The following is a 19,730-nucleotide window of genomic DNA, read 5'->3' as shown; positions in this document are numbered from 1 at the left end:
GTGCGGGGGAACGAGGTGGTTGCCCGGCCCGGCCGATCAGCCTCCGTGTGTGACGGATGTCGCACGGCCCGACCCGGAACGGACAGGACACGCGTGCGGGGCGGAGAGGCGAGGGGGATCCGGGAACGCGCAGGCCTCAGATGGTGCGGTCGGCGAGGGCGGACAGCACCGTACGGAGTCGCGCCGCGGGCTCCTGGGCGAGCGGCGCCCCGGCGAGGAGCGCGTCCGCCGCGGCCAGGTGGCGGCGCGCCGCGCGCACGGCCGCCGCGCGGCCCCCGGCGCGCTCGACGAGGGCCGTCGCACGGCGGACCCCGGACTCGTCCAACACGTCCGAGACCGCGAGGAGTTGTTCGAGTTCGCCGTACCCGGCTCCGCCGAGCGCCGCGAGCACCGGCAGGGTCTTCTTCCCCTGCCGCAGGTCACTGTGGACCGGCTTGCCGGTGACCGACGGATCACCCCAGATGCCCAGGACGTCGTCGGCGATCTGGAAGGCGACGCCGAGATGGCGGCCGGCGCGGTCCAGCACGGTCACGGTCCGGTCGGGCGCTCCGGCCAGCCGGGCTCCGAGGGCCAGCGCGCAGCCGAGCAGCGCGCCGGTCTTGCGCTCGGCCATCACCTCGTACTCCCGTACCCCGACCGCGCCGGGTCCGGTCCAGGGCCGGTCGGCGAACAGCAGGTCGTCGGCCTGGCCACGGACCAGGTCACCGAGCGCGGAGGTCAACTGCCGTACGGCGGAACCGGCTTGGGGAGTGAGAGCGACCGTCTCGACGGCCAGCGCGAACAGCGCGTCGCCCGCGAGGACGGCGGGACCGGTGCCGTACGCCTTCCACACGGCCGGGCGCCCGCGGCGCAGCGCGTCGCCGTCCATGATGTCGTCGTGGAGCAGCGAGAAGACGTGCACGAGTTCCACCGCGACCGCAGCCGGCACACCGGCCTCGGCGGGGCCGGAGACGATTTCCGCCCCGAGGACTGCCAGCGCCTGGCGCACCCCTTTGCCCTGGCTGTGGTCGGCGGGGGCGCCGCCGACCTCGCAGCGGCCGAGCGCGTACCGGGCCATCTCGGCCACCCACGGATGCAGCGTGCCGATCGACTCCGACAGTGCGGGAGCGGCGAGTTCACGGCACCGGCGCAGCACCCGCGCGGCGCCGGGCGACGGCGCGTGCGCCGCCGGGGCGGTCGAACGGTCGAGGGCAGTGGAGGTCATCCCGCGGCCTCCGTCTCGTCGGTCCCGGTCGTCAACCCGAGCTCTGTCCGTGCTCGTTCGACCATCCGGTGGGCGTGCCGCAGCCCGATGCTCTCCAGCGTCAGGGCCAACTCATCGAGTTCGGCGCCGGTTTCGGCGCGGTCGCGGCCGAGGCGGGCGAGGGACTTGACCAGCCCGAGACGGGACAGGGCCGTGCCGCGCGGCTCGCTCATCGCCTCGAACTCGGCCAGGGCGCCCGCGTACACCTCACGGGCCTGCTCGTAACGCCCGGCCCGGTAGAGGACGTTGCCGCGCATCTTGTGGTTGTACGCGAGCGCGCCGGACAGCTTCATCGCGCGGCAGGAGACCTCGGCCTCGCTCAGCAGTTCCAGCGCGCGCTCCGTCTTCCCGTCGCGCACGGAGACGATGTCCGCGAGTCCCCGCAGCGCCCAGGCGTGGCCGCGCCGGTCCTCGGCACGGGCGGCTATCCCGGCCGCCTCCTCGAACATCGCGTACGCGGTGTCGTACGCGCCGGTGTTGCGGTGGATCTGGGCGATGCCCTCCAGAGCCCACACCGTGTGGCGGGCCTCGCCGCGCTTGCGGGCCTCGGCCAGCAACTGCTCGTGCAGCGCCGTCACGGCCGCGTAGTCGCCCTGGATCCGGCCGGTCTCCGCCATCCCGGCCAGCGAGTAGCCGCGCACCACGACATCCCCCGCCTGTCCGCCGAGTTCGGCGGCCAGCCGCAGCAGCCGCCACGCCAGCGGGAACGCCCCGCGCTGGCGGGCCAGGGTGCCGCCGCTCCACAGCGCCCACGCCATCGCGGCGCCGTCCCCGGCCTCCCGGGCGGTGCGGTAACTCGCCTTCCACGCCCGGTCGGCGTCGGTCACCTGCCCGAGCCGGCGGTGCGCCTCGGCGACCGCGAGGCCCGACCGGGCGGCCTCGGCGCGGGCGCCCGTACGTTCGGCGGCGCGCAGTTGCTCGGTTCCCGCCGCGAGCACGTCGGTCAGCGAGGAGTTCACCGACAGGGTGGTCAAGGCGCCCTGGTATTCCGGGGCGAAGGCTTTGCCGTACATGAGTGCCCTTCCGTCCGCCCACCGTCCGTCCGCCTACGGGATCGGCCCGGTGGTGATGCTGTTGTCGACTCCTTCAGGGCGGTGACGTGCGGCGGCCGCACTACGCGCTCCCCGTATACACGGCATGTATACGCAAGGTGTATAGTGCGCCGGTCCCCGTCCCCGAAGTTGACGCTTCAGGGAGGACCGCGCGCCACGCGCCCGTTGCCGATCAAGACGGCGATCGCGTCCGGGAGGTTGCCTGGCCGCCCCAAACACGTTGCACGGCGGCCCGAACCGGCCACAGGATGGCGACAACAGCGTCTCCCCCACGGAAAGCAGGCCACCGTTGCCCCCGGCTCCGATGCACGCGGGTGAGACCCGGATCAGCGGTTCGCTCGTACGGCGTCTGCTGGCCGAACAGTTCCCCCAGTGGGCCCGACTCCCCCTGAAAAGCGTGCAGTCGTCCGGGACCGTCAACGCCCTCTACCGTCTCGGCGACGACATGGCCGTGCGCCTCCCGCGGGTCGCGGACGGCGCCGACGACGCGCTCAAGGAACATACGTGGCTGCCCCGGCTCGCCCCGATGCTCCCGTTCCCGGTCCCCGAGATCCTCGGCCTCGGCACCCCCGCCGCGGACTACCCGTGGCACTGGTCCGTGCTGCGCTGGCTCGACGGCGACCTCCCGGCGCCCGGCGCCCTGACCGGCCCACGGGAACTCGCCGCCGATCTGGGGGCGTTCGTCACCGCCCTGCGCGGGATCGACCTGCCGGGCGGGCCGGGCGCCTACCGCAGCACGCCACTGGCCGCGGTGGACGCCGAGACCCGCTCGGCGATCGACGAGCTGCGCGGCGCCGTCGACACCGGCGCCGCGACGGCGGCGTGGGAGGAGGCGCTGGCGGCACCGCCGTGGACGGGACCGCCCCGATGGCTCCACTCGGACCTGATGCCGATGAACCTCCTGGTCCGCCGCGGCCGCCTCGCGGCCGTCCTCGACTTCGGCACCCTCGGCACCGGCGATCCGGCCTGTGACTTCATCCCGGCCTGGAACCTCCTGCCCGCCGCCGCGAGGCCCGCCTTCCGGGACGCGGCCGGCGCCGACGACGCCGGCTGGGCACGGGGACGCGGCTGGGCCCTGTCCATGGCCCTCGCGCAACTCCCCTACTACCGCCTCACGAACCCGGTCATCGCGGGCAACGCCGAGCACGTGATCCGTGAAGTGCTGGCCGAACAGCGGGTGCCGTAGCCGCCGTCACGCGCGATCACTCGACGAGGGCCTGCGTTCCGAGAACGCCGAGGAGGGCGACGCGCTCGGCGTCCTCCGTGCCGGGCTCGGCCGTGTAGACCATGATCCGCAGGTCGCTGCCCGCGACGCTGAGCACATCGCAGTCCAGCGTCACGGTTCCGACCTGGGGATGGTCGATGATCTTGCGGGAGGCGTCGTGACGGGCGACCGCTCCGGACTCCCACAGCTCCGCGAACCGCACACTGTTCGCGCACAGGTCGTCGATCAGCTGCCCGAGGCGCCGGTCCGTCGGGTACCGGCTCGCGGTCGCGCGCAGATCGGCGGCGAGCGTCGCCTCGAAGGCGCGCCGCTCCCGGGGGGTGTGCCGCACCCGGCCGCCGGGGCCGACGAAGGCGCGCCACACACCGTTGCGTTCGTTGCCGCTCCACCCGGACGGATCACCCAGCAGCGCCGCGTACAGCGGATTGGCCAGCAGCAGGGTCCAGGCCGCGTCGTACACCGCCACGGGCGTCCCGCTCAGCCGGTCGAGCAGCCGGTGGACACCCGGGGTGATGTGGGCCGGCACCATGCCCCGGCCCGGCGGTACCAGTCCGGCCACCTGGAAAAGGTGCTCGCGTTCGGCACCGGACAGCCGCAGCGCCCGGCCCAGGGCCTCGACGACCTGCTCCGAGGGATGGGCCGCCCGCCCCTGTTCGAGGCGGGTGACGTAGTCGACCGAGATGCCGGCGAGCAGGGCCAGCTCCTCGCGGCGCAGTCCGGCCGCGCGCCGGGTCCCGCCGCCGGGCAGCCCGACGGCCTCCGGCGTGACCCGGTCACGCCAGCGCCGCACCGTCCGCCCGAACTCCGTGTTCGCCATGCCACCCACTGTGCACCCGCCCGGGCCGGCGCGCCTGGTACCGGCGGTCCCAGGAAGACCGGACTCCTGGCTGTGGGCGGCGGACCGCCGGACTCTGGACGCATGACCACGACACTCATCACCGGAGCGAACAAGGGCCTCGGCTTCGAGACCGCCCGCCGGCTCGTCGCGGCGGGCCACACCGTCTACGTGGGCAGCCGGGACCCGGAGCGCGGACGGCGCGCGGCCACGGAACTCGGGGCACGCGCGGTCGTCGTCGATGTCACCGACGACGCGTCCGTCGCCGCCGCGGCCAGGACCATCGAGGCGGAGGGCGGCCTGGACATCCTGGTCAACAACGCCGGCATCGAAGGGCGCGGCGAGGGCAACAGCGTGATCGGGGCGGCGGAGGTGACCGCCGGGATGATGCGCGAACTGTTCGAGACGAACGTGTTCGGTGTCGTCCGGGTCCTCCACGCCTTCCTGCCCCTGCTCCAGCGGTCGGCCTCCCCGGTAGTGGTGAACCTCAGCAGCGGCCTGGCCTCGCTGGCCCGGATCACCGACCCCGCCGGCCCGGCCCACGCCTACCCCGGTGTCGCCTATCCGGCGTCCAAGACCGCCGTCAACGCGATCACCGTGCAGTACGCGAAGGCGTTCCCCGGGATCCGGGTCAACGCCGTGGAGCCGGGTTTCACCGCCACCGATCTGAACGGCAACACCGGGTTCCAGACCGTGGAGGAGGGTGTCGAGATCATCGTGCGCATGGCGCGGATCGGCCCGGACGGACCGACCGGCGGCTTCTTCGACGCGGCGGGCCCCGTCCCCTGGTGACCACGGCAGTCAGCCGCTCGGCCACCACCCCGCTGCTCGGGCACCCGGCCACCCGGGAGCCCGATGGAACATACATTCGATTATGGGGGTACGCTGGCCCCATGGCCACGCACCTCCAGGGCTCACTCTTCGACCAGACCGACGAACTCCGTCTCGGCCCCCTGAACGGGCTGCGGCGCACGACGCTGGGCGACGGGGCCTGGATCGACCTGCTGCCGGGCTGGCTGAGCGGAGCCGACGAGCTCTTCACCCACCTCGCCGCCGAGGTCTCCTGGCGGGCCGAACGGCGTCAGATGTACGAGCAGGTGGTGGACGTACCCCGGCTGCTCGCCTACTTCCGTGCCGGGGATCCGCTGCCGCACCCGGTCCTGGACCGGGCCCGGGACACGCTGTCGGCGCACTACGCCGAGGAGCTGGGCGAGGCGTTCACCACGGCCGGGCTCTGCTACTACCGGGACGGGCGCGACAGTGTGGCCTGGCACGGGGACAGGATCGGCCGGGGCGCCCGCGAGAACACGATGGTCGCCATCGTGTCGGTGGGCGCCCCGCGCGATCTCCTGCTGCGGCCACGGGGCGGCGGGGAAACGGTCCGGCGCCCGCTGGGCCACGGCGACCTCATCGTCATGGGCGGCTCCTGCCAGCGCACCTGGGAACACGCGATCCCCAAGACGGCACGGGCCGCAGGACCCCGGATCAGCGTCCAGTTCCGCCCGGACGGGGTGAACTGACCGGCCCGGCCGGCTCACGGCGCGAGCTGCGCCTGCACCGCGGGGGCGTACCGGTCGACGATGTCGTCGACCGGCGTGGCGCGCAGGTGCGAGCCCCGCGCGATCCCGTACATCACCCCGAGGCCGAGCAGCGTGCTCACGGCGAGTTCGGCGCGCAGGCCCGCGTCCTGCCCGCTCAGCCGCCCGGCGAGCCGGTCGCTGACCTGGGCCCGGAAGTTGGCCCGCAGTATCTCGCCCTGCTCCCCCTGGAGCGGGGCGAAGACGATCCGCAGGACGGGGTCGGCGCCCCGCTGGGTCTGGCCTTCGAGGAGATGGCGGACCATGTGCCGCCCGAGCTCCTCCAACGGCGCGTCCAGCAGGGCGTCGGCGTCGGACTCGAAGGACATGACCCGGGCGAACAGCGCGTCCTTGTTGCCGAAGTACTTGAGGATCAGCGGCGCGCTCACTCCGGCCCGGTCGGCGACCGCCTTGAGCGTGATGTCCGCGTGCGCGTGCCGGGCCAGCAGATACCGGGCCGCGCGCAGGATCGCCGCCTTGCTCGCCTCGGCGTCACGACGGGGGACGGGCGCGGCTTCCGGCACCTGGTCCGAGGAGGGCGCGACTTCCGGCCCACTGTGCGGGGCGGGCGCGGCTTCGGGGTCGCCGTGCGGCGGAGCGGCGGCGGCCGGCTGCTCACCGGGCCCTGGGGCGGCCGAGGACGCCGTGAGACCGGAGTGCGGGGTGGTCACGGTGCTCAAGCTCCTTCGAGGGCCTCGTCGCGGGGTGCCCCGGTGGGGCGTCCGGTTCGCGGGGTCTCGCGGGAGGCGGGGTCGGTGGGTATCGACAGTGCGGCGGCGCAGGCCACCAGTGCGACGGTACCCGCCATGACGAAGGCCAGCAGATAGCCGTGCAGGGTGGGAACGGGGGCGCCCGCGACGAGGCTCGTGTGATGCACGAGCACGGCGGCCACGGCGGCACTGCACACGGCCTGCCCGATGGTGCGCATCAGGACGTTGACGCTGTTGGCGGACGCGGTCTGCCCGGCGGGCACGGCACGCAGGATCAGGGTCGGCAGGGCGGAGTAGGCGAACGTCGTACCGATCGAGCACACCGTGGCACCCAGGATGATCGCCCACAGGTCACGGCTGTCGGCGATCCGCAGGACGTAGCCGGAGGCGATGATCGCCGTACCGAGGGCCAGGGTGATCCGGGGACCGCGGGCCGCCGATATGCGCGCCGAGACGGACGACAGCAGCAGCATCGTCACCCCGCCGGGCAGCAGGCACAGCCCGGTCGCCACGATGGACAGCCCGAGCCCGTAGCCGGTGGCCGTCGGCGCCTGCACCAGTTGCGCCGTGACCAGCGAGTTGCCGTAGAAGGAGAAGCCGGTCAGCAGCGCGGCGACGTGCGGCAGGGCGACGCGGGGACGGGCGGCCAGCTTCAGGTCGACGAGGGGGCGTTCGGTGCGCAGCTGCTGTCGCCACCACAGCGTCAGAACGGCCGCGCAGGCGGCGAACAGCGCGAGGATCCTGGGGCTGGTCCAGCCCCAGGTGCCGCCCTGGGACACGGCGAGCAGCAGACACACCAGTCCGGCGGCCAGGCCCAGCGCGCCCACGGTGTCGAAGCGGCCCGGCTCCCGTACGGGCGACTCGCGCACCGCCCACCAGGCCAGTGCCGTCCCGAAGACGCCGAGCGCGGTCGTCGCCCAGAACATGACGTGCCAGTTGGCGTACTGCACCACGAGGGCCGCGAGGGGGAGGCCGAGGGCGGCGCCGATGCCCACGGTCGAGCTCATCAGGGCGACGGCGGAACCCGTACGCTCCGGCGGCAGTTCGTCGCGCAGGATGCTGATCGACAGCGGGACCACGGCGGCGGCGGCCCCCTGAAGCGCCCGCGCCACGATCAGGACGCCGATCTGCGAGGTGAGCGCGCACATCAGCGAGCCGACCGTCATCATCGCGAGGGCCATGAGCAGGACGCGCCGCTTCCCGTACATGTCTCCCGCGCGGCCCAGGACGGGGGTGAGCACCGCTCCGGCGAGGAGGGTCGCCGTCACCATCCAGGAGACCGCGCCCGCCGAGGCGCCGGTCAGGCGGGGCAGGTCGGGCAGCAACGGGACGACCACCGTCTGCATGACGGCCATGAGAATGCCGCCGAACGCCAGGACAGGGATCGCGAGCCGCTCGCGCAGGACCGCCATCGGCACTCCCGAAGTAGACGTGAGAATGAGGTGAATGACAATTCACCTTAGTGGTGAATTGTCATTCACCCCAAGTGGGGTCCACTTCTCCAGGAGTGCGCGAGGGCGCCTCGGCGGCGCTCGGGTGTCGGTCGGTGCGGCTATCGCCCGGCTCGGGCCTGTACGCCGCGGGCGACCTTGGGGCCGAGCCAGCGCTTGAAGCGGCGCAGCGCCTCCAGCCGGCCGGCCGCGCGGTCGATGCGGTAGTACAGCTGCGGCGGGACGTACGGCAGCAGCGGTGAGTGACGCTGCCCGAGCAGGGCGAACATCTGCGCCGGCGGAAGACCGATGTAGCGCGGCAGGCTCTCGTACCACTGGGCGCTGTGACGGGCCGCGCTCTGCACCGACAGCAGCTCGGACCTGCGCTTCTGCCCGTAGTAGGTGAGGGCGGTGTCGAGGTCCGGGTGCTCCCGCAGCGCTCCGGCCAGGGAGATGGCGTCCTCCAGGGCGAGGGTGGTTCCGGCCCCGATCGAGTAGTGCGTGGTGTGGGCGGCGTCGCCGAGCAGCACGAGGTTGCCGCGGTGCCACGTCCGGTTGGTCAGCGTGCGGAAGGTGAGCCACTGGGCGGCACCGTCGGGCTGCGCCCTGCCGATCAGCCCGTGCCCGTCGAGCAGGTCGGCGAAGAGCTTCTCCAGCAGCGCGAGACCGTCGGCCTCGCTCGCGTGCCCGAGCCCGAGGCCGGCCCAGGTCCGGGGAGAGCACTCGATGACCAAGGTGCTCCGGTCGTCGCTGAACCGGTACGCGTAGCACCAGATCCAGCCGTGGCCCGTCTCCACGAAGGAGAAGGTGAACGAGTCGAAGACCTTGGTCGTACCGACCCAGATGTAGTGGTTGCGTCCGTGGGTGACCTCGGTGCCGAAGTGGTCGGCGTGGCGCTCGCGCAGAGCGCTGTTGACCCCGTCACCGGCGACGACGAGGTCGGCGTCGGGCAGCCGGTCGGCCGCGATCTCGCTCTCGTACTCGACACGGACACCCAGGGAGCGGGCCCGCTCCGCGAGCAGGTCGAGCATCCGGCGGCGGCCGATCCCGAATCCCTCGTCCCCCGGGGCCACGGTCGTGCGGTGGCCGACATGGGCGACGCCGTCGCTCCAGCTCACCGAGTTCTCGCTGACGGCGAGCGCGGACGCCGGATCGCCCTCGCGCAGCTTGTCGAGCAGCCCCGACCAGTAGGTCACACCCCAGCCGTACGTCGAACCGGCCGGGTTCCTCTCATGGACGGTGACGTCATGGGACGGGTCCTGGAGCTTCATCAGGATCGAGAAGTACAGGCTTGCGGGTCCGCCACCGACGCACGCGATCTTCACGCGCACTCCCCTATGTAGCACAATGCGGTCAATTGACCACGAAGAGTAGCAGGGGGTGCCACCCTCGCGGTTCGCGCCAGATCGCGGGCGTGAGCCGCGCCACGAGCCGGCGGCCGCGACCGCAAGATCATCGACCCGGCGGCTTCCGGCCGAAGGATTTCCGCCTGGCGGCAGGCGCGAGGACCCCGGACAGCAAGATCAACTTTGTTCAACTCTGCATGACATATACGCGATTGTCCGGATCACGGCCAACCGACATTCGGCGATTTCTCCCGTTGTTTGGCGACCAGATAGGCATATCAGGTCATCAACACCCGCTGATCACAGGAGGTCTCCGCATGCCGGAGCTCACTCGCCGCCGCGCCCTCGGGGCCGCCGCCGCGCTCGCCGCGGGCGCGGGCGCCCAGGCCCTCGCCGCACCCGCCGCGTCCGCGAACCCGAACGGACCGGCCACATCGCGGCGGTCCATGGCCGGGCACCACCACGGCGCCCCGGAAGCCTTCGACGAGGTCTTCCGGGGGCGCCGCATAGAAGGCCGCCCGGTCACCGGGGGCGGTCACCACCACGGCGCCGGATACGCCGTGTTCGTCGACGGCGCGGAGCTGCACGTGATGAGCAACGCCGACGGCAGCTGGATCAGCGTCGTCAGCCACTACGCCCCCGTGCCCACCCCGCGCGACGCGGCCCGCGCCGCCGTCGTGGAGCTGCAGGGGGCGCCGCTCGTGCCCTTCGCCGCCAACTGAACCACCCCGCAAGCAGATCGTGGAGTCCCGCACATGACCGTACGCAAGAACCAGGCGAGCCTGACCGCCGACGAGAAGCGGCGATTCGTCGACGCGCTGCTGCAGCTCAAGCGCAGCGGAACGTACGACGCCTTCGTCACCACGCACAACGCGTTCATCCTCGGCGACACCGACAACGGCGAGCGGACGGGCCACCGTTCACCGTCGTTCCTGCCCTGGCACCGCAGATTCCTTCTGGAGTTCGAGCGGGCCCTCCAGGCCGTCGACCCCTCGGTGGCACTGCCCTACTGGGACTGGAGCACCGACCGCACCGCGCGGGCGTCGCTGTGGGCGCCGGACTTCCTCGGCGGCACCGGGCGCAGCCTGGACGGCCGGGTGATGGACGGTCCGTTCGCCGCCGCTTCGGGCAACTGGCCCATCAACGTCCGCGTCGACAGCCGCACTTATCTGCGCAGGTCGCTGGGCAGCGGGGTGCGGGAACTGCCGACCCGCGCCGAGGTGGAGTCGGTGCTCGCCATGGCGACGTACGACATGGCGCCCTGGAACAGCGCTTCGGACGGCTTCCGCAATCACCTCGAAGGCTGGCGGGGCGTCAATCTCCACAACCGGGTGCACGTCTGGGTGGGCGGCCAGATGTCCACGGGCGTCTCCCCCAACGATCCGGTGTTCTGGCTCCACCACGCCTTCATAGACAGGCTGTGGGCCCAGTGGCAGCGCCGTCACCCCGGCTCCGGCTATCTCCCGCTCTCGGGCACCCCGAACGTCATCGATCTCGGCGAGACGATGAAGCCGTGGAACGACACCCGGCCGGCCGACCTGCTCGACCACTCCGCGTTCTACGCGTTCGACACCGTCTGATCCCGAGGGCAGCGCCGACGGCCACGGCGCGGGCGCGGGCGAGCGTCCTCGTCACGGGGAACGCCGGAGGTGTCAGGCTCCGCCCTGCGCCTCGGTGCGGCACTCCGGGTGACCCCAGCCCTGGGCGTTCTTGGCGATCGGCTCGCCCGCGGCATAGGAACGACCGCACACACAACGGCCGTTGAACTTGGCCTTGATGGTGCGGCTGCTCGACGCGCCCTGCCCGGAAGTCTTGGCCGGAGCGCGGCGCCGGGAGGCGACCGGGGTGTCGGGGGAGGCGGGCGGCTCCGGGGAACCGAGCTCGCTGCCCGCGGGCCGCTGTACCACCGCGGCCTGGCTGGCGGCACGGTCGGCGAAGTCGTTCAGCCGGTCGCCGTCGACCTGGTGGGCGGGGACGTAGCGGAACTCCACCGTGCGGCCGGTGAGGAGTTCGTCGATCCGGGCGACCAGTTCCTGGTTGGCCACGGGCTTGCCCGCGGCCGTCTTCCAGCCCTTGCGCTTCCAGCCCGGCAGCCAGGTCGTGACGGCCTTCATCGCGTACTGGGAGTCCATCCGGATCTCCATCGCCACCTCGGGGGCGACGGCCGTCAGCAGGCGTTCCAGCGCGGTCAGTTCGGCGACGTTGTTCGTCGCCGTGCCCAGCGGGCCCGCCTCCCAGCGGGCCGGGGTCTCGTCCCCGTCGGCGACGACCCAGGCCCATCCGGCGGGTCCCGGGTTTCCCTTCGAGGCCCCGTCACAGGCGGCAACAACGCGTTCAGGCATGCCCCCGATCATGCCACGCCCCGGCGAGGACCCCGCGCACGGGCGCGGGGCCGGGGGCCGAGGAAGCCGGGTGGTGACCCGGCGGGGTCCGTCGCGGGCCGTCGCGGGCCGTCGCGGGCACCTGCGGTCCGGCGGCACGGTCCGGGTCGCGCGCGGCCGCCCCGCCGGTCACGGCGGGGCGGCCGGTGCGGGACGGCCGGTGCGGGCGAAGGTCAGGACACGTCCGTCATCTCGGGCATCTCGCCCTGGGTCGCCTTCATGTCGATGACGGAGAACGACGCGCCCTGCGGGTCGCTCAGCGCCGCGAACCGGCCGAACGGGCTGTCCATCGGCCCGAAGCGCAGGACCGCACCCCGCGCGGTCGCCTTGGCCACCGCGTCGTCGCAGTTCTCGACGGAGAAGTAGACGTTGACGTACGACGGCACCTCGGGCGGGAACTCGTCCGTCATCTTCATCCGGCCGAGGACCGGATTCCCGCCGATGTTGAAGACACGGAAGTCGACGGCGTCGTCGCGCACCTGCTGGGCCGTGAAGGGGAAGACGGCCGGGAAGAACGCGTCGGACTTCTCCGGATCGCGGGTGAAGACCTCCGCCCAGGCGTACGCGCCCGGCTCTCCGATCGACTCGAAGCCCTCGTGGACGCCGGCCTGCCAGACGCCGAAGACGGCACCGCCGGGGTCGCGGGCCAGCGCCATGGTGCCGAAGTCCCCGACCTTCATCGGCTCCATCAGCACCTCGCCGCCCTCGCCCTTGATCTTCTCGGCGGTCGCGGCGGCGTCCGGCGAGGCGAGGTACAGACACCAGGCGGACTGGCCCTCCTGTCCCGGCATCGGCGGCACGACGGCGGCCACCGCCTTGCCGCCGGAATAGGCCTGTGTGTAGTTCCCGTACTCCGAGGACGCCTCTCCGAACGTCCAGCCGAGCACGTCCCCGTAGAAGCTCTTGGCCCCTTCGACATCGCTGAACATCGCGTCCGCCCAGCAGGGCGTTCCTTCAGGCTGTACGGCCATGACCCGACCTTCTCCTGTTCGGTGAACGATTGCGTTCTTCACGCTAGCCAGCCTTCACGCGCGCCGCGCGCCGAGGCGCGGCCCCCGCACGGCACCGCAGGCGGGCCGGCCCGGTCGCGCCGCCCGCTCCTCCGGCCGGGCGGGCTCTCCTGCCCGGCCGGAGGACGCCGGTCACTCCCCCGCGTGCGCCTTCTCCAGGGCCGCCATGTCCAGTTTGGTCATCTTGTACATCGCCTGCGCCGTGCGGGCGGCCTTCTCCGGGTCGGCGTCGCCGAGCAGGTCGATGAGCCCGTCCGGGACGACCTGCCAGGACAGTCCGTACTTGTCCTTCAGCCAGCCGCAGGGACCCGCCTCGCCCCCGTCCTCGACGAACTTGTTCCAGTAGTGGTCCACCTCCTCCTGGCCGTAGCAGTGGATCTGGAACGAGATCGCCTCGTCGAACGTGAACTGCGGTCCTCCGTTGACCGCGACGAACTTCTGGCCGTTGGCCACGAACTCGACGGCCAGCACGGAACCGGCGGTCCCCGGCCCGGCCTCGGTGTAGCGGCCGACCCGGCCGAGCCGGGAGTTCTTGAAGATCGAGACGTAGTAGTGGGCGGCCTCCTCGGCCTGGCCGTCGAACCACAGACAGGTGCTGAAACCGTCGGCGGGCATGTGTACCTCCTCGGGCGGAAAATCGTCGTCACCTCTGTCGACCGATCCTCGTCCGAAAACTCATCGGCCGCGCGCGCACGACCGCACCCGCGACGCCCCGGCGCCGCCCCGGAACCCGTCCGGTGACACCCGGCCGCCGGGTCCCGGTCCCGCGGAAAACCCGTACCGGGCGATCCGGGCGCGGCGTTAACATCCGCGGAATGCATCCCACCGGCTCCCCCGGCGTCCATCCGTTCCGTGTCGGCTTCCCGCAGAGCGACATCGACGACCTGCACCGCCGCCTCGACGCCACCCGCTGGCCCGACGAACTGCCCGGAGTGGGCTGGTCCTACGGAGTCCCGATGGACTACCTCCAGGATCTCGTCCACCACTGGCGGCACGCCTACGACTGGCGCGCGGCCGAGGAACGCCTCAACTCGTGGCCGCAGTTCACCACCGAGATCGACGGCGCCCGCGTGCACTTCGCGCACATCCGCTCGCCGGAACCCGGCGCCACCCCGCTGATCATGACGCACGGCTGGCCCGGGTCCATCGTCGAATTCACCGATGTCGTGGGGCCGTTGACCGATCCGCGCGCGTACGGCGGCGATCCGGCCGACGCCTTCCAACTGGTCGTGCCGAGCATCCCGGGCTTCGGGCTCTCGGGACCGACCCGGGACACCGGCTGGGAGTTCACCCGGGTGGCCGCCGCGTTCGCCGAGCTGATGGAACGTCTCGGCTACCGGCGATACGGCGCACAGGGCGGGGACTGGGGCGGGGCCGTCTCACGCGAGCTCGGGCGCGCGCACCCCGACCGGGTGACCGGCGTCCACCTCAACCTGCTGCCCGGGGCGTTCGCCGTCACCGAGCCGACCGCCCCGGAACTGGCGGCGCTGAGCCCCTACGAGCGCGAGCGCACCCTCCGCTCCTGGCGGCGGGGCCAGGAGTGGAACCGCGACGAAGCGGGTTACGCCGCGTTGCAGTCCACCCGGCCGCAGACCCTCGCGTACGCCCTCACGGACTCTCCGGTCGGTCAACTGGCCTGGATCGCGGAGAAGTTCAGGCAGTGGACGGACTCGCGTGACCGCTCCGAGGACGCCGTCGACCGGGATCTGCTGCTGACCAACGTGATGCTGTACTGGCTGACCGGGACGGCCGGTTCATCCGCGCGGATCTACTACGAGCGGGCCCACGCCGCCTACTGGGGCACACCGCCCGAGCCGTCGACCGCTCCGACGGCCCTGGCCGTCTTCCCCGAGGAGAACTTCGTCGCGCTGCGCCACGTCGCGGAACGCACCGACACCATCGTCCGCTGGACCGAGTTCGACCGGGGCGGTCACTTCGCCGCGATGGAGGAACCGGATCTGCTGGTCGGGGACATCCGGGCCTTCTTCCGCCAACTCCGCCCGGTCGTCTGAGGGACGGTGACGGTACTCCGCCGGCCCGCCTCGCGACGGCCGTGGCGGCCGTCGCCGGGCACTCCGCGGAACACACCGGGCGCGCCTTCCTGCTCTGCCGACAGCGAATCTGCCACGGGCCGAGAAATCCGCACCGGCACCGCCACCCGACCGAGAGTGGAGTCAGCGGCGACACCCGCCGCGTCACGACCAGGAGGAACCATGACTCCCCTCATCACCGGCCAGGACCCGGCCCGCACGCCGCGGGCCGAGGAGGGCGACACCCCGGCGACCCGCTACGACGACCATCTGGCCGCGCAGTTGCTGGCCCAGCGGATCGTCTTCCTGGGCACCCAGGTCGACGAGGTCTCCGCGAACCGGGTGTGCGCCCAGCTGCTCCTGCTGTCCGCCGAGGACGCGCGCACGGACATCAGCCTCTACATCAACAGCCCGGGCGGTTCGGTGACCGCCGGGCTCGCCATCTACGACACCATGCGGCTGATCCCCAACGACGTCTCCACGCTCGCGATGGGATTCGCCGCGAGCATGGGACAGTTCCTGCTCAGCGTCGGCACGCGCGGCAAGCGCTTCGCCCTGCCGAACACGCGGATCATGATGCACCAGCCGTCCGCGGGCATCGGCGGCACCACCGCCGACATCGAGATCCAGGCACAGAACCACGAGTTCACCAAGCGAGCCATCGAACGGATCACTGCGGAACACACCGGCCAGAGCGAGGAGACGATCTCCAGGGACGGTGACCGCGACCGCTGGTTCACGGCGGAGCAGGCCAGGGAGTACGGCATGGTGGACCGGGTCGTGGAGTCCCTCGACGATGTCCGCCCGGCCGCGTCACGCCGACGGATGGGACTCTGACATGGGTACGTACACGATTCCGAACGTCGTCGAGCGGACCCCGCAGGGCGAGCGGTCGTACGACGTCTTCAGCCGGCTGCTCTCCGAGCGGATCATCTTCCTCGGCACGGAGATCGACGACGGCGTCGCCAACGTCGTCATCGCGCAACTCCTCCATCTGGAGTCGTCGAGCCCGGAGAGCGAGATCGCGATCTACATCAACTCGCCCGGGGGTTCGTTCACTTCGCTGATGGCCATCTACGACACGATGACCTTCGTACAGGCGCCCATCTCGACGTTCTGCGTCGGACAGGCCGCCTCCACGGCCGCCGTGCTGCTCGCCGGGGGTGACCCCGGGCGGCGATTCGTCCTGGAGCACGCCCGCGTGCTGCTCGGCCAGCCGGCCAGTGGCGGCCGTCAGGGCACGGTGTCCGACCTCAGCCTCCAGGCCAAGGAGATGCTGCGGATCCGCTCGCAGGTCGAGGAGGTCCTGTCCCGGCACACCCACCGCGACGCCGCGACGCTGCGCGCGGACATGGACCGCGACAAGATCTTCACCGCGCGGGAAGCGGTGGAGTACGGCCTCGCGGACGAGATCCTGAGCCGCCGGCTCGCCGTGGTCTGACCTCGGCGAGCCCGCGGGACGGCGTCAGGCGGCGAGACACATGCCGTCGTACCGGGAGGCGGAGGACGGGGTGGACGCGGAGCGGCCGCGGACGGACCCGGCCCGGGTGTGCCGGGTCAGCTCCCGCTGGGCCAGCGACAGCAGTTCGGTCAGACCGAGACCCAGGGCGCGCGCGGCCGCGGCGAGGACCTCGGAGGAGGCCTCCTTGCGGCCGCGTTCCACCTCGGAGAGGTAGGGCATGGAGATCCGGGCCGCGTCGGCCACGTCCTTGAGCGTGCGCTCCTGGGCCAGCCGCTCGCGCCTCAGGACATCGCCGACCAGATCGCGCCACAGCGGCTCCCTGCCCGCGGGAGCGGGAGCCGCGGGTCCCCGGAGGGGCGCGAGCACCGGTGGCCGTGGCGCCCGGGGCGGCGCACCGGCCGGCGGCGCTGTCCGGGAAGGCTCCCCCGCCGCCGGGCGCAGGGGAATGACGCGGGCTTCGTTCGTCATGTGGTCGCTCACCCCTTCAGCCTAGAAGCGCGGGGCCGTACGGGAAGGGACCGGCGTTCCGCTCTCGGTGAATCCGGGACGCCGGCCGGGACCTCACGTCCCGTTGTCCGGAGCGGGAGAGGAACCGGCCGGCTCCGGCGACTGATCGCCGGACGACGAGCCGGAGGCCGGGGCCGACTCCGTCGCGGGCGGCGGAGGCTCGCTGGAAGGACTCTCCGGTTCCACCGAGGACGGCGCGGAGGAGGACGGCTCGGAGGAGGAGGACGACGGGGAGGAACTCTCGGACGACGGCGAGGTCGAGGTCGACGGGGACTTGGAGCCCGAGTCACTGACCGACGGCGAGGGCTTCACCGGGGGGTGCGTCTTCTTGTCCTTCTCCACGTTGTCACCCCGGTGCCGCTCGATCCATTCCTTGCTCTCGGGGTCGTAGAGAACGAACACGTTGATGACCGTCGTCGACGGGGCGATGGCCACGGAGTTCTGCGGACGGTACGACGGCCACGGGTCGCCGGTCGTCTTGGGGGTGCCCTTCTGCGGTACCGGTTCGAGCAGCGGGTTGCCGCAGGCACAGCGCACCCGGGGCACGCCCCGGGAGTCCACGAGGACGGCGGTGCCCGCCTGGAGGACCGCCTGGTAGCTGGTGGGGGCGCCGTTGCGGTAGCCGTGGTTGGTGACGCGGGTGTCCAGACGCAGCTGTACGGGGGTCAGGGAGCGCAGATAGGCGGGGACCGCGTCGGGCTGGACGCGCACGACGGAGGCGAAGGCCTTGTTCTTCGCGGGGTCCGCCTTCAGCGCGCTGATCTGCTTCTCGACATCGCAGCTCGACACGTTGCGGGTGCCGCCGTAGAGGCCGGCCGTGTTGCCTCTGAACGTACGGGTCGCGTTGGCGGGCGCCGACGAGACCGTGGCCGCCGGGCTCTGCGTCTCGATGGAACTGTCGTTGGCCGTCGACTCGGTGAACGGGTCGGGCCCCGTCTTGTCCGAGGACGCCGCGAAGACCTCACCGCTGGTGTTCTTGGTCCCTCCGCCGCCGCCGGTGAAGACCAGTCCGAGGATCACCGCCGCCGCCACGACACCGGTGATCAGCGCGACCCGGGGCGCCGACCGCCACCAGGGCCGTTCGGGTCCCCCGCCCGGCTGCCCGGGACCGGTGGCTCCACCGCCCGGCCCCTCGGGACCCGAGCCACCGCCACCCGTACCGCCCCCTCCCGTACCACCGCTTCCCGGCCCGCCGGCTCCGCCACCCGCGCCGGACGCGCCGCTGGGCGGACCGGCGGGCGGGAGGTTGACGGGCTGGGTGGGGCTCGGCTGCGTGGGGCCCGACAGCGGGCCCGAGGGCGGTCCTGTGGGGCGGCCGGAGGACGGCGGTTCGACGCTCACAAGCTCTTCTCCCGATGGAGGGATGCGGTGGCACCGAGGTGCTTTTGTGATGATTTCTTACACGACAAACCCATTGTGTGCCTCGCTCCGCCGGTGCCCGCAAGCCGACGCGGCCGGCTCTCCCGAGGGGCGGTCGGTGCCGGTGCTGCTTAGCGTGGCAGCGTGAGTCACCAGACACCGTCCGCCCAGCCCGCACCCAGCAGCGGTGCGCGTCCGGCCGCCCGTCACGGCTGGCTCCAGGCCCTCGTGGCCGTACTGGCCGGTCTGGTCCTGATGGGGGTGGTCGCCGCTCTCGGCCTGTGGGCCTCCGGCGCCACCGACCTCCCCGACAACGCCTATCCGAGAGTGGTCGCGGCCACCCTGGTCACGGCGGTCGGCGGGACCATCGAGTTCACGGGCGACGCGGGAGCCATCGCCGAGACGAAGGCGGGCCTCACGGTGATTCCGCTGTCGGTGACCCTGACCGGGGCGCTGGTGCTCGGGGCGGGATTCCTGCGGCCGCTGCGGCATCGCGCCGTCGCCGGAACGACGGAGCTGGCCGGCTGGGCCGGACGGCTCGCCGTCCTGTGGCTGCTCGTCCTGATCGGTCTGGCGCTCGCCGCCCGCCAGAACTTCACCATCGACCTCGGGAACGACACCATCGGCGCCATCGGCGACCTGTTCGGCGCAACGCCCCAGGTGGGTTTCAAGGCCGCCGTGGCACCGACGCTGGTCTTCGGAGTGCTGTGGCTCGCCGGTGTGTTCGTGATCGCGCTGCTGGTCTCGCGCGGTGCCGCCCTCCCCGCCCGGCTGCTGCGCTTCCAGGAAGCGGTGCGACCGGCCGCGTACGCCATGGTGATCCTGCTGCTCGCCTGCGTGGGCCTCGGCGTGGTCATCGGACTGGTCGTGGCGGCGACCCGCGGGCATCCGGCCGAGACCTTCGCCGTGATGCTCCTCGGTCTTCCCAATGTCGTCTGGCTCGCGTTCACCATCGGGCTGGGCGCCACCTGGAACGGACGGGTGGACGGGCCCTTCGGGCTGCCGATGCCGCACGTTCTCGACGAGGTGCTGCGCACTCCGGACGTGTCCGCGCTCAACCTCGGCTCCCTCGCCGACTACGACGGCAGGATCTGGTGGCTGGTGGTCGTCGACGCCGTCCTGCTGCTCGGGGCGGCGTTCCTGATGGCGGCCCGTTCACCGTCCCGGACGCGGGCCTGGCAGCACGCCGTCCGCATGGCGGTCGCACTGGCGCTGACGGTGCTCATGATCTGCCTGCTGGGCCGGATCTCGGCGAACTACGGCCTGTCGATCCTCGGTCTCGGTGACATCGGCGGAGGCCTGAAGGGGGAGCTCTTCCTGAAGCCCCAGGTGTGGGGCGCCCTCGGTCTCGCCGTGCTGTGGGGTCTGGTCACCGGTTTCCTGGGCGCCGTTCTGGCCAAGGGCGTCCGGCGCAAGGGCGAGGTCGATTCCCCCGGCCGATGACCGTCGACTGACGCCCGACAACTCACGCCCGACGCCCGACGGCTGACGGCTGACGGCTGACGGCTGACGGCTGACGGCTGACGGCTGACGGCTGACGGCTGACGGCTGACGGCTGACGGC

General features: G+C 72.3%; 20 protein-coding genes. 9 read left to right on the top strand and 11 right to left on the bottom strand.

The genetic code is table 11. The annotated features are described in order from the left end of the window. Positions 1-136: 136 nt before the first annotated feature. Together ACF07B_RS29490 and ACF07B_RS29485 are read right to left on the bottom strand one after the other, a co-directional pair. Positions 137-1,204 (bottom strand): polyprenyl synthetase family protein, encoded by a 1,068-nt coding sequence (locus ACF07B_RS29490; protein ID WP_392181190.1) that lies wholly within the window; start codon positions 1,202-1,204, stop codon positions 137-139. Beyond that, positions 1,201-2,256 carry a tetratricopeptide repeat protein gene (locus ACF07B_RS29485; RefSeq protein WP_384240688.1) on the bottom strand — a complete coding sequence of 352 codons (1,056 nt, stop codon included), beginning with the start codon at positions 2,254-2,256 and terminating at the stop codon, positions 1,201-1,203. Before ACF07B_RS29485 ends, ACF07B_RS29490 begins: the two co-directional genes overlap by 4 nt. A 343-nt stretch (positions 2,257-2,599) precedes the next feature. On the opposite strand from ACF07B_RS29485, the gene ACF07B_RS29480 reads away from it, so the two are divergent. Further along, complete coding sequence (locus ACF07B_RS29480; RefSeq protein WP_392181189.1) at positions 2,600-3,481, top strand: aminoglycoside phosphotransferase family protein; 882 nt, start codon at positions 2,600-2,602, stop codon at positions 3,479-3,481. Between the two features lie 16 nt (positions 3,482-3,497). Here the strand turns inward: ACF07B_RS29480 and ACF07B_RS29475 are convergent, their stop codons facing one another. Further along, the gene (locus ACF07B_RS29475) at positions 3,498-4,337 is read right to left on the bottom strand and encodes a helix-turn-helix transcriptional regulator (protein ID WP_392181188.1); all 840 of its coding nucleotides are present in this window, start codon (positions 4,335-4,337) and stop codon (positions 3,498-3,500) included. Between the two features lie 102 nt (positions 4,338-4,439). On the opposite strand from ACF07B_RS29475, the gene ACF07B_RS29470 reads away from it, so the two are divergent. Then, positions 4,440-5,147 carry an SDR family NAD(P)-dependent oxidoreductase gene (locus ACF07B_RS29470; protein WP_392181187.1) on the top strand — a complete coding sequence of 236 codons (708 nt, stop codon included), beginning with the start codon at positions 4,440-4,442 and terminating at the stop codon, positions 5,145-5,147. A 101-nt stretch (positions 5,148-5,248) separates the two neighbouring features. Continuing rightward, positions 5,249-5,875: an alpha-ketoglutarate-dependent dioxygenase AlkB gene (locus tag ACF07B_RS29465; protein WP_392181186.1), complete on the top strand. Its 627-nt coding sequence runs from the start codon at positions 5,249-5,251 to the stop codon at positions 5,873-5,875. A gap of 14 nt (positions 5,876-5,889) precedes the next feature. On the opposite strand, the gene ACF07B_RS29460 is transcribed toward ACF07B_RS29465, so the two are convergent. From ACF07B_RS29460 to ACF07B_RS29450, 3 genes are all read right to left on the bottom strand, one after another. Continuing rightward, complete coding sequence (locus tag ACF07B_RS29460; protein ID WP_392181218.1) at positions 5,890-6,456, bottom strand: TetR family transcriptional regulator; 567 nt, start codon at positions 6,454-6,456, stop codon at positions 5,890-5,892. A gap of 152 nt (positions 6,457-6,608) precedes the next feature. Further along, positions 6,609-8,054 carry an MFS transporter gene (locus ACF07B_RS29455; protein ID WP_392181185.1) on the bottom strand — a complete coding sequence of 482 codons (1,446 nt, stop codon included), beginning with the start codon at positions 8,052-8,054 and terminating at the stop codon, positions 6,609-6,611. A gap of 140 nt (positions 8,055-8,194) precedes the next feature. Then, positions 8,195-9,397 (bottom strand): FAD-dependent monooxygenase, encoded by a 1,203-nt coding sequence (locus tag ACF07B_RS29450; RefSeq protein ID WP_392181184.1) that lies wholly within the window; start codon positions 9,395-9,397, stop codon positions 8,195-8,197. 338 nt (positions 9,398-9,735) lie between these two features. Here ACF07B_RS29450 and ACF07B_RS29445 point away from each other — a divergent pair, with 338 nt between their 5' ends. Together ACF07B_RS29445 and ACF07B_RS29440 are read left to right on the top strand one after the other, a co-directional pair. Beyond that, positions 9,736-10,140, top strand: a complete 405-nt coding sequence (locus ACF07B_RS29445; protein WP_384242917.1) for a tyrosinase cofactor — start codon at positions 9,736-9,738, stop codon at positions 10,138-10,140. A 33-nt stretch (positions 10,141-10,173) separates the two neighbouring features. Next, the gene (locus ACF07B_RS29440) at positions 10,174-10,998 is read left to right on the top strand and encodes a tyrosinase family protein (protein ID WP_392181183.1); all 825 of its coding nucleotides are present in this window, start codon (positions 10,174-10,176) and stop codon (positions 10,996-10,998) included. Positions 10,999-11,070: 72 nt separating this feature from the next. Here ACF07B_RS29440 and ACF07B_RS29435 read toward each other — a convergent pair whose 3' ends face one another. From ACF07B_RS29435 to ACF07B_RS29425, 3 genes are all read right to left on the bottom strand, one after another. After that, the gene (locus ACF07B_RS29435; protein WP_392181182.1) at positions 11,071-11,772 is read right to left on the bottom strand and encodes a ribonuclease H; all 702 of its coding nucleotides are present in this window, start codon (positions 11,770-11,772) and stop codon (positions 11,071-11,073) included. Positions 11,773-11,972: 200 nt separating this feature from the next. Next, entirely contained in the window at positions 11,973-12,770 is a 798-nt protein-coding gene (locus tag ACF07B_RS29430; RefSeq protein ID WP_369482311.1) for a VOC family protein, read from the bottom strand. 171 nt (positions 12,771-12,941) lie between these two features. Beyond that, positions 12,942-13,424 carry a VOC family protein gene (locus ACF07B_RS29425; RefSeq protein WP_369482310.1) on the bottom strand — a complete coding sequence of 161 codons (483 nt, stop codon included), beginning with the start codon at positions 13,422-13,424 and terminating at the stop codon, positions 12,942-12,944. Positions 13,425-13,624: 200 nt separating this feature from the next. Here ACF07B_RS29425 and ACF07B_RS29420 point away from each other — a divergent pair, with 200 nt between their 5' ends. The 3 genes from ACF07B_RS29420 (at position 13,625) to ACF07B_RS29410 (ending at position 16,280) form a co-directional block, all read left to right on the top strand. After that, positions 13,625-14,821 carry an epoxide hydrolase family protein gene (locus ACF07B_RS29420; RefSeq protein WP_392181181.1) on the top strand — a complete coding sequence of 399 codons (1,197 nt, stop codon included), beginning with the start codon at positions 13,625-13,627 and terminating at the stop codon, positions 14,819-14,821. A 201-nt stretch (positions 14,822-15,022) separates the two neighbouring features. Continuing rightward, positions 15,023-15,676 (top strand): ATP-dependent Clp protease proteolytic subunit, encoded by a 654-nt coding sequence (locus ACF07B_RS29415; RefSeq protein WP_384243321.1) that lies wholly within the window; start codon positions 15,023-15,025, stop codon positions 15,674-15,676. A gap of 1 nt (position 15,677) precedes the next feature. Then, positions 15,678-16,280 carry a ClpP family protease gene (locus ACF07B_RS29410; protein WP_392181180.1) on the top strand — a complete coding sequence of 201 codons (603 nt, stop codon included), beginning with the start codon at positions 15,678-15,680 and terminating at the stop codon, positions 16,278-16,280. A gap of 24 nt (positions 16,281-16,304) precedes the next feature. Here ACF07B_RS29410 and ACF07B_RS29405 read toward each other — a convergent pair whose 3' ends face one another. Continuing rightward, positions 16,305-16,781: a helix-turn-helix domain-containing protein gene (locus tag ACF07B_RS29405; protein ID WP_384243061.1), complete on the bottom strand. Its 477-nt coding sequence runs from the start codon at positions 16,779-16,781 to the stop codon at positions 16,305-16,307. Between the two features lie 81 nt (positions 16,782-16,862). Beyond that, on the bottom strand, positions 16,863-18,149 hold the full coding sequence (locus tag ACF07B_RS29400; protein ID WP_369482304.1) for a DUF6777 domain-containing protein: 1,287 nt from the start codon (positions 18,147-18,149) through the stop codon (positions 16,863-16,865). A gap of 162 nt (positions 18,150-18,311) precedes the next feature. Between ACF07B_RS29400 and ACF07B_RS29395 the strand changes: the two genes are divergently transcribed. After that, a complete protein-coding gene (locus ACF07B_RS29395; RefSeq protein ID WP_392181179.1) occupies positions 18,312-19,610 on the top strand; it encodes a streptophobe family protein in 1,299 nt (432 codons plus the stop codon). The last annotated feature ends 120 nt before the right edge of the window (positions 19,611-19,730 follow it).

It is taken from the genome of Streptomyces sp. NPDC015532 (genome assembly GCF_043078065.1).
Taxonomy (GTDB): domain Bacteria; phylum Actinomycetota; class Actinomycetes; order Streptomycetales; family Streptomycetaceae; genus Streptomyces.
The sequence above is the reverse complement of the archived record's forward strand: the minus strand, read 5'-3'. Positions and strand labels throughout refer to the sequence as shown.

Coding starts and splice junctions, on each gene's coding strand:
- ACF07B_RS29490 (WP_392181190.1), bottom strand. CDS start 1,204: ATGACCTCCACTGCCCTCGACCGTTCGACCGCCCCGGCGGCGCACGCG.
- ACF07B_RS29485 (WP_384240688.1), bottom strand. CDS start 2,256: ATGTACGGCAAAGCCTTCGCCCCGGAATACCAGGGCGCCTTGACCACC.
- ACF07B_RS29480 (WP_392181189.1), top strand. CDS start 2,600: ATGCACGCGGGTGAGACCCGGATCAGCGGTTCGCTCGTACGGCGTCTG.
- ACF07B_RS29475 (WP_392181188.1), bottom strand. CDS start 4,337: ATGGCGAACACGGAGTTCGGGCGGACGGTGCGGCGCTGGCGTGACCGG.
- ACF07B_RS29470 (WP_392181187.1), top strand. CDS start 4,440: ATGACCACGACACTCATCACCGGAGCGAACAAGGGCCTCGGCTTCGAG.
- ACF07B_RS29465 (WP_392181186.1), top strand. CDS start 5,249: ATGGCCACGCACCTCCAGGGCTCACTCTTCGACCAGACCGACGAACTC.
- ACF07B_RS29455 (WP_392181185.1), bottom strand. CDS start 8,054: ATGGCGGTCCTGCGCGAGCGGCTCGCGATCCCTGTCCTGGCGTTCGGC.
- ACF07B_RS29445 (WP_384242917.1), top strand. CDS start 9,736: ATGCCGGAGCTCACTCGCCGCCGCGCCCTCGGGGCCGCCGCCGCGCTC.
- ACF07B_RS29440 (WP_392181183.1), top strand. CDS start 10,174: ATGACCGTACGCAAGAACCAGGCGAGCCTGACCGCCGACGAGAAGCGG.
- ACF07B_RS29435 (WP_392181182.1), bottom strand. CDS start 11,772: ATGATCGGGGGCATGCCTGAACGCGTTGTTGCCGCCTGTGACGGGGCC.
- ACF07B_RS29430 (WP_369482311.1), bottom strand. CDS start 12,770: ATGGCCGTACAGCCTGAAGGAACGCCCTGCTGGGCGGACGCGATGTTC.
- ACF07B_RS29425 (WP_369482310.1), bottom strand. CDS start 13,424: ATGCCCGCCGACGGTTTCAGCACCTGTCTGTGGTTCGACGGCCAGGCC.
- ACF07B_RS29420 (WP_392181181.1), top strand. CDS start 13,625: ATGCATCCCACCGGCTCCCCCGGCGTCCATCCGTTCCGTGTCGGCTTC.
- ACF07B_RS29415 (WP_384243321.1), top strand. CDS start 15,023: ATGACTCCCCTCATCACCGGCCAGGACCCGGCCCGCACGCCGCGGGCC.
- ACF07B_RS29410 (WP_392181180.1), top strand. CDS start 15,678: ATGGGTACGTACACGATTCCGAACGTCGTCGAGCGGACCCCGCAGGGC.